Origin of the sequence: Methanosarcina sp. 1.H.T.1A.1 (assembly GCF_000979295.1) — an archaeon.
Taxonomy (GTDB): Archaea; Halobacteriota; Methanosarcinia; order Methanosarcinales; family Methanosarcinaceae; genus Methanosarcina.
The window spans coordinates 1-10,097 of sequence record NZ_JJQY01000016.1; the positions used below are offsets into that span (position 1 = coordinate 1).

The 10,097-nt window shown below is 41.4% G+C and carries 8 protein-coding genes and 1 CRISPR repeat array; of the genes, 1 reads left to right on the plus strand and 7 read right to left on the minus strand.

Translation table 11 applies throughout. The features are described 5' to 3' along the window. The first annotated feature begins 22 nt into the window (after window positions 1-22). A CRISPR array of direct repeats spans window positions 23-848; the repeat unit is 32 nt; unit sequence ATTTCAATCCACACACCCGCGAAGGGTGCGAC. 164 nt (window positions 849-1,012) lie between these two features. The 7 genes from cas2 to EO95_RS02470 all read right to left on the minus strand — a co-directional run bounded on the left by cas2 (window position 1,013) and on the right by EO95_RS02470 (window position 8,725). After that, window positions 1,013-1,300: a CRISPR-associated endonuclease Cas2 gene (gene cas2, locus EO95_RS02440; protein ID WP_200894982.1), complete on the minus strand. Its 288-nt coding sequence runs from the start codon at window positions 1,298-1,300 to the stop codon at window positions 1,013-1,015. Between the two features lie 13 nt (window positions 1,301-1,313). After that, a complete protein-coding gene (gene cas1c, locus EO95_RS02445) occupies window positions 1,314-2,345 on the minus strand; it encodes a type I-C CRISPR-associated endonuclease Cas1c (RefSeq protein ID WP_048131816.1) in 1,032 nt (343 codons plus the stop codon). A 79-nt stretch (window positions 2,346-2,424) separates the two neighbouring features. Next, the gene (gene cas4, locus EO95_RS02450) at window positions 2,425-3,111 is read right to left on the minus strand and encodes a CRISPR-associated protein Cas4 (protein WP_048131818.1); all 687 of its coding nucleotides are present in this window, start codon (window positions 3,109-3,111) and stop codon (window positions 2,425-2,427) included. Next, on the minus strand, window positions 3,108-3,956 hold the full coding sequence (cas7c, locus tag EO95_RS02455) for a type I-C CRISPR-associated protein Cas7/Csd2 (RefSeq protein WP_048131819.1): 849 nt from the start codon (window positions 3,954-3,956) through the stop codon (window positions 3,108-3,110). The genes cas4 and cas7c overlap by 4 nt, the downstream gene beginning before the upstream one ends. Beyond that, window positions 3,953-5,866: a type I-C CRISPR-associated protein Cas8c/Csd1 gene (gene cas8c, locus EO95_RS02460; protein ID WP_048131821.1), complete on the minus strand. Its 1,914-nt coding sequence runs from the start codon at window positions 5,864-5,866 to the stop codon at window positions 3,953-3,955. The genes cas7c and cas8c overlap by 4 nt, the downstream gene beginning before the upstream one ends. After that, window positions 5,863-6,543 carry a type I-C CRISPR-associated protein Cas5c gene (cas5c, locus tag EO95_RS02465; RefSeq protein WP_200894983.1) on the minus strand — a complete coding sequence of 227 codons (681 nt, stop codon included), beginning with the start codon at window positions 6,541-6,543 and terminating at the stop codon, window positions 5,863-5,865. Before cas5c ends, cas8c begins: the two co-directional genes overlap by 4 nt. 4 nt (window positions 6,544-6,547) lie before the next feature. Next, the gene (locus EO95_RS02470) at window positions 6,548-8,725 is read right to left on the minus strand and encodes a CRISPR-associated helicase/endonuclease Cas3 (RefSeq protein ID WP_048131823.1); all 2,178 of its coding nucleotides are present in this window, start codon (window positions 8,723-8,725) and stop codon (window positions 6,548-6,550) included. A gap of 583 nt (window positions 8,726-9,308) precedes the next feature. On the opposite strand from EO95_RS02470, the gene rnhB reads away from it, so the two are divergent. After that, a complete protein-coding gene (gene rnhB / locus EO95_RS02475; RefSeq protein ID WP_082105899.1) occupies window positions 9,309-10,052 on the plus strand; it encodes a ribonuclease HII in 744 nt (247 codons plus the stop codon). Window positions 10,053-10,097 lie beyond the last annotated feature (45 nt).

Here is a 10,097-nt window from a genome sequence, read left to right on the forward strand (position 1 = left end):
GAGACAGGGCATATAGGCTCCTATTTCAATCCACACACCCGCGAAGGGTGCGACGGTCTGTATAGGCTTTATTTGTGTAATTATAATTTCAATCCACACACCCGCGAAGGGTGCGACTTTAGGCGTATTGATAAGCGTTTTCGTAGGGGATAGCATTTCAATCCACACACCCGCGAAGGGTGCGACTACGAGGGCATTATGAGCCGGCCAATCTGGTCTATTTCAATCCACACACCCGCGAAGGGTGCGACAATATCGCCTGCACTAATACCTTCGTCAACGTTTATATTTCAATCCACACACCCGCGAAGGGTGCGACAATTTTCAGGATTGACAATTGATGGGAATTCAAAATTTCAATCCACACACCCGCGAAGGGTGCGACTTATCACGCGGCAAAAATTGACTATGCACCGGTATTTCAATCCACACACCCGCGAAGGGTGCGACGATAACATGGTACTTCACAAACCCACAAAAGACATTTCAATCCACACACCCGCGAAGGGTGCGACTTTCCGGGTTGCCCCGTCTACTCTAGCGACCATTATTTCAATCCACACACCCGCGAAGGGTGCGACTTGTTCCGCCCTGGCTAACATTACCAGACTGAGTGAGATTTCAATCCACACACCCGCGAAGGGTGCGACGGTTTGTTTATTCTCCGGTGGCTGGCGTTGACTTAAATTTCAATCCACACACCCGCGAAGGGTGCGACTAGCCATCGGGCTATCAATCTGCACCTGATACATTTCAATCCACACACCCGCGAAGGGTGCGACTTTCTGTCCTGACGGCTGCCCAAAAAGCTTCTCAATTTCAATCCACACACCCGCGAAGGGTGCGACCGTAAATTAATTTAGATTATGTATCAACCGTGTGATATATATACTTCTTTTAAAAGTTCACGTTTTTGAATCCAGCAGGAAATTGCCACAAAAAATAAATATAATGAATTGATTTTTCCTGCGAACCTCCCAGTAAATCGATGTTCACTATGGGTTCGCAAAGATCATGCAACTAATAAACCTTCTGGATCGTACCCTTTTTTTGCACCAAAGTGCTCCACCCGATTTTTCCAATTTTTACCCAGATAGTAAAATCTGAGACTATCTTTCTCCTCATTCATTATATCACATAAAGAATGTTTAAGCTGGGCAAATTGAACAGGATCTACAAGGCACTCAAATACAGAGTTCTGAACCCGTTGTCCGTAATTTTCGCACTCTTTTGCCACTTTTCTCAGTCTGCTTTTTCCACCTTCGGATTCTGTACTCACATCATATGTTACCAGTACCATCACTTAAAACACCTCAATTCATAAAAAATGGCGGATAACCATCAATATCTCCTCTTAAATAGCGAGCCAGCAACATTGCCTGCACATAAGGAATTAGCCCGACCGAAATTTTTTCATTTAAGTAGGGATGAGTAATTTGATCCTGTTTTCTCTTTTGCCAGGCCGCAAGTATGTTTTTTCTTCCGTCTTCAGTCATGAGGACAGCTCCATTTTCCTTTTTGAGAAAATCTTTTCCATCAATCTGCTTGAGGTTGACCATACTTAATGCAAGGCGATCAGCAATAAAAGGCCGGAGCTCCTCCATCAAATCAAGCGCAAGACTGGGCCTTCCAGGACGATCAACGTGGAAAAAACCAACATAAGGATCAAGCCCAACAGTTTCTAATGCAGATTCAACGTCATGAGCAAGCAATGTATATAAAAAAGACAACAGTGAATTCATATTGTCAAGAGGAGGCCTCCGATTCCTATTATATATAAAAAAATTATCCTTTTGCTTAAGAATAAGTTCATCTAATACGCTAAAATAAAATTTTGCACAATTTCCTTCAATTCCACGAAGAGAATCCGAGTTTAAACAGGAATCAATACTCTTGAGATTATCTATCAGCAAATCATCAACTGAACGAATTTTATTGACATCAATCACGCCTCCGTGGTCACGGATACCTCTTCCAAGAACAGTTCTGCAGTTGACGATTTTTCCTATGATAAAGCATTTCGCAAGATCCAGAGAGTCTTCTTCACGATCTGCTTTTCGATACTGCGTACGACGTAGCAGGACATTCCCTCTAACTTTTCCATTAACACGCGCCAGAAACTTTCCATTAGGGGTCAAAAAAGATAGTCCAACTTTATTATCAGTACAAAGTTTCATCAGCTGGGGACTGGCACCCATATATGCAAAGCAAACTATACCCTCAAGATTATGGATGGGAATACGAAACGTTTCAACATCCTTTACCTTAACAACGACGTTCTCCCCATCTCTGAGAAGATAGGATTCTGGGGTTGTGACATATAATGTATTCAACAATTTTCTCATGGATATAGAACCCCTTTACTAACCTGAAGTTTGGAGAGATTAATACTTTTGAAAATATACGTCTGGAAATTTGAGTATTTCAGAGATCACCATTACATGCCTTATCCATATGATTTCTGACATATTTACGAGCAGAAACAAACTTTTTCGTTAATTTCGGAACACAGACATCTACAAGAGAGCAATATTTGCAGTTTCGGGATTTTTCAGCAGATGGAGTAAGCTCTTTCTTAAAGAGGTAATGCATTTCATCGGACAAAGAAATCACAAGGTTTCTCAATTCTTCGGTTATTTCGAGCTGAATTCTTCTCCGAATTTCATTATAGTAAAAATCAGCAGAGTTTATGGTTACATTAAACATATCTTCAAGGCACATTGCCTGTGCACAGAGTTGTACTTCATCCCGCTCGTCAATCTTCGGTTTTCCCCTTTTATACTCTACGGGATGCATTTTCCACAAACCTTCATAATCCGGAAGAGAAATGCCATTTTCCGATCGGATATACTCAATGACATCGGCCACTCCATAAAGTCCAAGTTGATATGAAACCAGTGGAAATGCTCTTGACAATACAACGTCGCCTCTGCTTTCTTTAAGGAATGGATTATCCACACGCTCATGGAGAAAGTGACCTTCAGTTGTCCGAAGATTTTCTTCCCACTGCTGCTCAATATGAATCAAAGCCCATTGACGCTTACAAAAATGAAAATGTTGTATGCCGGACAACGAGAGCAGCTCGTCTTCGACATATTTCTTTTCGATCATAATTTCTCGATCAACTCAATGCCGTTCGGCATGTCGCCAGAGATTGTTACTTTATAATCTGCAAAAGAGCGGGGCGGCAGATCGTGAGAGAGCACCTCCACCTTCACTTTGTCAAACAGGATATGAGACTGACAACAGCCAAGTTCACTGCTATGCTTGAAAACAATAAGTTTTCTGGCGGACATTTTTCCCCTTGCCGCCGAATGGTCATGCTCAAACATATTGATCAGGCTGTCCCAGAGCAGTTCAAGATCTTCTTCTCTAAATTCGGTCTTTTTTGCCAGATGAGCAGAGATATATCCTTCTGCACGGTACAGGCCATACGGCACAATCTGTTTTTTGCCCATCGTCTGGCCTTTTTCAGCATCTTTCTCATTGGTAACCGCACAACGGGTGACCGTTATTTCCTGCTGGAAGATCCTATCAATGCTGCGGGCAAAACTGAACTGTACAGGCCCTCTGACCTGGCCACAGTTGACCTCCGTGGTCATTACAGCACCGAATGCCCGAATGTCAAAAAAATTCTGACACATGAATTTTGTCAGGTCCTCATCTTTTGGTTTTTTCGAGTCCGTTTTTATCCCCAGATAATCATAGGCTTTCTTGTGTTGATCATTGAGGACAGCCCCGGATTTAACATATATTTCATAACCTGCGTTTCCACTTTTCACAAGGTCAACATAATCCCTTATCTTTCTCTTGAGACATACATCAGTGACGATGCCGTTGCCGGTTTGTGGGTCAACCCTGGGCATATTGCCCATATCAGGATCGCCGTTCGGGTTTCCATTCTCGACATCAAACAACAGCACAAATTCATACCTATTCTTGATGATTTCACTCATAATGGCTCCTCCTTACTTGAAATAACCTCTTTTTTCGTGAAAAATGCCTTACGTTGATGATAGTAACCAAGCATGAACATACCCTGATCTTCAAGATTCAGGTATGCAGGAAACTCATCCACACCCATTAGAATCTGTTCAATCAGCTGACTGGACTTGAAACCCCATTCAGACTTGGTAATGTGGTGTTGTGCAAGTTTTAACAGCACCGGAAAAACAACAGCTGGCGTTGATGAAGCACTGCTGAAATACTTGCTGTTAATGGTGCTCTTCATCTCTTTATTCGTATCATTCTGTGCCTTTTCAAGAGCTGCAAACAACCTCCCAAGACGATATGGCACATTTGAACTCTCTTCGTTTAAACTCATAGTAATCATATCCTGCTTTACATTCGATAATCCGGCCCTGCTCAATCTGAGCAGATATGCCTTGATAAAACCAACTCTAACAAAGTTTATTGAACCCTCAACTTTCACACGGCTCAGGATCGCACTGTATAACGAGACCGGATAGACCGTATTGGTCAGGATCGAGCGCATAATCAGGCCACCAAGGAGTGGTGAAACTACTTTTTTGTCTGAACTCTGAGGGACGGTCTCATTCAATAGGCGATATACTGAGATGTATCGTGGACCATAATCATCCCGAATGATCTCCATGTCCAGATGATGGCGGGCCACCCTTTCAATTAAATCCCCAATACTGTCAACATACCAGAAACGGACAGCGAGCCGTGCATTATTAGGGGACAAACCAAGGATATAGAAATTAGTATCTCGATCTGTCCCAATGTCCTCTTGATTTATTTTTTTGCCAATTCGAACCTTATTGAGAATACCCTCGATCTGCTGGATCTGGCTTGTGTCCTGTACTCGAGAAACCTCTACATTCGTTTCTTCATTCTTCTCTATCTCCTGATTTTCTTCATTCTTCTCTGTTTCCTGAGGGACAAAAAAGAATTTGACAAGGTCTTCACAGGATTTCTTATTTGTCTCAGCCCAGAAAACGACTGTTGTATCAGCAATCCGAATTCTATTACTCTGACTTGAAAGAAGGTGATTCAGGGCAGTCGTGTATTTGAACATCGATGATTCACTGACTGAGGAATTAAAACTCTGTTTTTTTCCATAAGAACAGAATGCATCATCATTGAAACTGACAAGGGAAGCCCCTGCTGACTGAGCCCCGACAACGCCCTTTATCTTTTGATGTATCGGTGATACAGGCTCTAATTTTCCGCTCACCAGACACTGGGAAACAAATTTGCCATCAGCCTCATCCTGAGAGTAATTTTCCCAGGCGTTTCTCACCACGGTTTTCTGATGTAAAAAACTCCCGTCACACTCAAAAACGCAGTTTCCACCAGCAAGAAGGTCATCTTTATACTGATGGATCTTTGGATTTTCAAGGAACTCTTCTGGATTCCATTCATCCAGAAAAGTAAGGAATCCACGGACACCAGGATCGTCCAGATCATCTAATATACTGTGATGAAAGGCTTTGAAGGCCTCAAAGCACTCCTTTGAACGTCGATAAACCAGAGTAACCTCTTTACCGTTCTCTTCCAATACCTTATACTCGGCAGGATTATCCTCGGATGAAGAAAGATTAAATTTCGTTTCAAATGTATCTCTTTTCAGTTTTTCTACACCAAAGACATATTTTGCATTCTCGCAGACAAAATATGGAAATACTCCGCTAGAACGAGACTTCTGATTAGGAACGTCCATATTCCTGGGTTTTGGTTTTTTGTCATCACTCCGGAGATCAATAATATGCGAAAGAACGCCATCAGAAGAAATGACTAGGGCAAATGACACATTGGCGCTGCTATATCCCAACTTTGGAATATTAGCGTTCTCATCCCCCTCAAGGATATCATAACAACGGCAGAGGGACTGAATGATCATGACACTCCTCCATTACACAGGCATTTCTGAACATCAATAATCCCATCCACCATATGGGCACGGAAAAAAACGGCTTTCATCTCGTCAGAAAAATCAACATCATAGAGCATGAATCCAAGATCTTTTTCCCCTTCTTTTTTTCCATGATAATATGATGCAGGAGCTTCCCCCTCAATTAATTCAAATTGAACCGGGAATTCCCTACAGCCAAAATACGGATGATGGAAACACTGTCCTTTTCTCATCCGCCGAAGTGCAATATTATAATGTTTTTCGACGGTTTCGTCAGGCCCAGCGCAGTCGGTCATCTCAAAGTGTGCCTCAATAATATAACTGACATCACGCAGAACAAGGGAAGCTCTTTGAACCGTATCCTCTGTGGAATCCTGGTAAAGAGCAACATCCCCTCCCTTAAACGCAGTTTTCACTTTACCTGCCGGTATTTTTCCCGACCTCTCATTCCTGCGGATGTTGTCCCATTTGATTTGGTTCAGAACGCGAATTCTGTCAATTTTCCAGAAAATCGCAGGCTTCCAGTAAATTGCTTCAAGAATTCCTCGCGCTGCTGAAGGAGTTATGACATCATAACTGACACGTTCAACTTTCATCTCTGGTCGCGTGAAGCAGGCATAATCTCCCCACACTTTCAGCTTGATTCCAAATCCTATTTCAACCACCTCCTTAAATAATAATCAATGAATTTTCATCAATATTTTTTAGGTTCAAAAGTCCAATATTTTCTGAATAATAATTCCTTCCATCTTCCAAAACAAAAAATCTATCAGCTATGGAGGAAATTGCATTGATTCTTTCCAGAGCCTTGAACTCTTCTAAATAAATGCTTATTGTATACCCCTGTAAACTTCGAACATAATTGCCAGGAAATCCAGTCTGCTGAATCTGTTTGATAATGGATCTGGCCTTATCATCGTAAGGAATAATGACATCCCGCGTATTATTCTCAATAAGGTTGAATTTTTCAGCAACGTCCTCAAAAGGAAATGCAATCTCTCTTAATCTTTCTTCAAAAGAGGGCAGAATTCTCTTTTTATCAAGTCCATCACCCTCATAGGAATAAAGTCTCTCAAAATATCTGCCCACAGCAGGAAGTGATAGAGGATCATCCCATTCATCAAAAATCATACTGCCAATCTCAGCAACGCGGCTCTGCCAGGATGTCACCTTTCCATAGTCTTCAGTAGATCGAAAAACATATACCTCTCCGGAATCCAGTTTTCCTTCACGGTTACATCTTCCTGAAGCCTGACAGACAGAATCAATACCAGTCTTAGCCCGGTACACGGCAGGAAAGTCAATATCAACGCCAGCCTCGATTAGCTGGGTGGAAACTACGCGGCATTCATCCCCAGTTCTCAACCGATCTTTGATCTTTTTCAGTTTCATTCTTCTATGGACCGGACACATTCTCGCACTCAGGTGATAGCAACTTTCGGACCCAGAGAGCTGTTCATACAATTTTTGTGCATGTTTTCGAGTATTAACGATACACAAAACCTGTTTATGCGCGTTAAGTCTGGCTGAAAGATTGGTATCTGCCATATCCCCAAGATCTGTCACATGGACTCGCCGGAATACTTCATACAGTTCCTGAGGCGAACGCATAATCTCAACAGGCCTGACACTTTCGTCCAGAAGCCCGTTAAGATTCGGCTGAGTTGCGGTACAGATTACGATTGTTGATCCGTAATTGACTACCAGTTCAGAAAGAGCTGAAAGGCACGGTTTTAAAAAGCCTGTAGGCAGCATCTGAGCTTCATCAAGAATTATCACACTTTTTGCAAGATTATGCAGCTTGCGACATCGAGAAACTCGATTGGAAAAAAGAGATTCAAAAAACTGGACATTGGTTGTAACGATGATCGGAATGTCCCAGTTTTCAGATGAGAGCTTCAATTTTTCCTGTGCAGTATCAGTATTTTCAGATTTTTCATTTTTCGGATCATAGTTGCTATGGTGTTCAAGCACATTTTTATTTCCAAAAATATCGCGGAATACATCAGCGTTCTGTTCTATAATGCTTGTATATGGTATGACATAGAGAATTCGGTTCAAATTATGTTTTTTCAAATGGTTCAGAGCAAATGCCATTGATGAGAGAGTTTTTCCTCCGCCGGTAGGGACAGTTAGAGAAAACATCTGTGGTGGCAATTCTGCCTTCTCTATGCACTGTTCATATATTTCTCTTCGATATCTGTTGATCAGGTTTTCTTCAGCTGTTGAAAGTTTGATTTTCATGTAGTAATCAAATTTTGTGAAAAGCTTATTGAACGACTCATATTGCCCTCTGAGAGAGGATTTGTCAGGTGAAAGAAATCGTTCTGTATCAAGAAAGTCAGCATCAACCAGGCATGAGAAGAGCATACGGGTATAAAACGAAATTGCAAAACCCATCTTATTGTTGATGGGAGTAAGACTGGGACGAACTTTGTTCAGATCTGGAGCTAAAATTTCACTTTTGTATGCAGAATAATCCGGTAAAAACGACCTTGATAAACGTTCATCGAGTCCACATTCTTTAGTTCCATAGTTGAGAAGGCCTCCATGATGCCCGGTTATGATATATTCCAGTATACGACTTTGAAATATTCCGTAAAGTTTTCTAGCCTCTTGTGCGCCTGCAGTAGAATGATCGACTCTGATATTGGTGCCATCTAAACGTCTCTGGAATTCAGGGGAGTATTTCCCAATATCGTGTAGTAAACCCGAAGCATATCCGAATTGCTCGGCATTGAATTCTCTGGAAAATCCTGAAGCAATATTTGCCACATTCTCTAGATGATCTTTTAGGAATTGCCAATCAGATTTATCTTGTCTGTCTGTAGAATGAGCATAATACATAGCATTTCACACTGTGATAATCCTTATAACCCCGATAATGTCCTTCTTTTAATACAGGGCAGTCCGCAGGCTCAATATAAATATTCATAAGTGAAAAATTAAAGTCGGAAGGCAGAGAATCATTTTTAAGGACTTACATAGGAAGAGATTAAGACTTCCAACCAAGAAAGAAATGGCACTATATTGGAAAAATTTCCAAATTCTTTAAAGACCTTGAAATCTACCTCGTTCACTTAACTTACATGATCTTATCTTAAAATATTAAAGTAGGTTTCTTTTAAGATATTTAACAGTTGAGTTTTTCTTTTTCATTTAATATTTATTTAAGAGTAAAGGCATAAATGTGTTATTTGAGATAGTTGAAACTTTATAATATTGATTTTATGAAAAACCTGTTTAAATCAGCTGCAGAAAACTGAAAATGAATAAACAAAAATGTGTCAAGCCATTAAGTTCAAATCAATGGAGGTTTGTTTTTAGAGGATTCTTATAGAGTCCTGTTTAATACTTTGAAAAAATATACCTTTACCTACTTTTATAAAGTAAAAAAACTTTCTTCCTTCAAATCAGGAGACAGCCGAGAATGATGATCGCAGGAATTGATGAAGCCGGAAAAGGTCCGGTAATCGGGCCCATGTGCATAGGAGGCGTAAAAATCGATGAATCTAAAGCCCATATCCTTAAGGTGCTGGGGGTTGCGGATTCCAAGAAGCTGACGCCGAAAAAAAGGGAGCAGCTTGCAGCCCAGATTAAAAAACATGCAGACGGCTTTTTTGTCCTTGAGATCAGCCCCTCTCAGATTGACGAGCTCCGGAAAATTATGACAATGAACGAGATCATGGTTGTCTGCTTTGCAAAAGTGCTCGAACAGCTGAAACCGGATATCGTATATGCCGATGCTGCTGACGTAAAAGCCGAACGCTTTGCCGAAAACCTTCGCAGGCAGTATGCAAAAACCAGTCCTGACCATGCAAAGAAAATAGAGATCGTTTCCATGCACCAGGCAGATGCAACGTATCCTGTAGTCTCGGCAGCTTCTATCATTGCAAAAGTGCGCAGGGACGAGCTTATCGAGGAGCTCAAGAAAGAATGGGGCATGGATTTCGGAAGCGGCTATCCTTCGGACCAGAAGACAAAAGATTTCCTGTTGAAATGGGGAGAAGAACACCATGGAGAGTTTCCCGCTATCGTCAGGCAGTCCTGGAAGACTGTGGAAAACATAAGAGAAGAACTAAACAGAAGAAAAGAACTAAACATAAAGGAAGAACTAAACATAAAGGAAGAACTAAACATAAAGGAAGAACTGGATAAAGCCGGAAAAAAGTGAAGGCATGAAAGCCTGTCTCTTATACACATCTCCGAGCCCACGAGA

Excerpts from the sequence above, each read along its gene's own strand:
- cas4 (WP_048131818.1), bottom strand. The coding sequence starts at position 3,111 with ATGATCGAAAAGAAATATGTCGAAGACGAGCTGCTCTCGTTGTCCGGC.
- cas2 (WP_200894982.1), bottom strand. The coding sequence starts at position 1,300 with ATGGTACTGGTAACATATGATGTGAGTACAGAATCCGAAGGTGGAAAA.
- cas7c (WP_048131819.1), bottom strand. The coding sequence starts at position 3,956 with ATGAGTGAAATCATCAAGAATAGGTATGAATTTGTGCTGTTGTTTGAT.
- EO95_RS02470 (WP_048131823.1), bottom strand. The coding sequence starts at position 8,725 with ATGTATTATGCTCATTCTACAGACAGACAAGATAAATCTGATTGGCAA.
- rnhB (WP_082105899.1), top strand. The coding sequence starts at position 9,309 with ATGATGATCGCAGGAATTGATGAAGCCGGAAAAGGTCCGGTAATCGGG.
- cas1c (WP_048131816.1), bottom strand. The coding sequence starts at position 2,345 with ATGAGAAAATTGTTGAATACATTATATGTCACAACCCCAGAATCCTAT.
- cas8c (WP_048131821.1), bottom strand. The coding sequence starts at position 5,866 with ATGATCATTCAGTCCCTCTGCCGTTGTTATGATATCCTTGAGGGGGAT.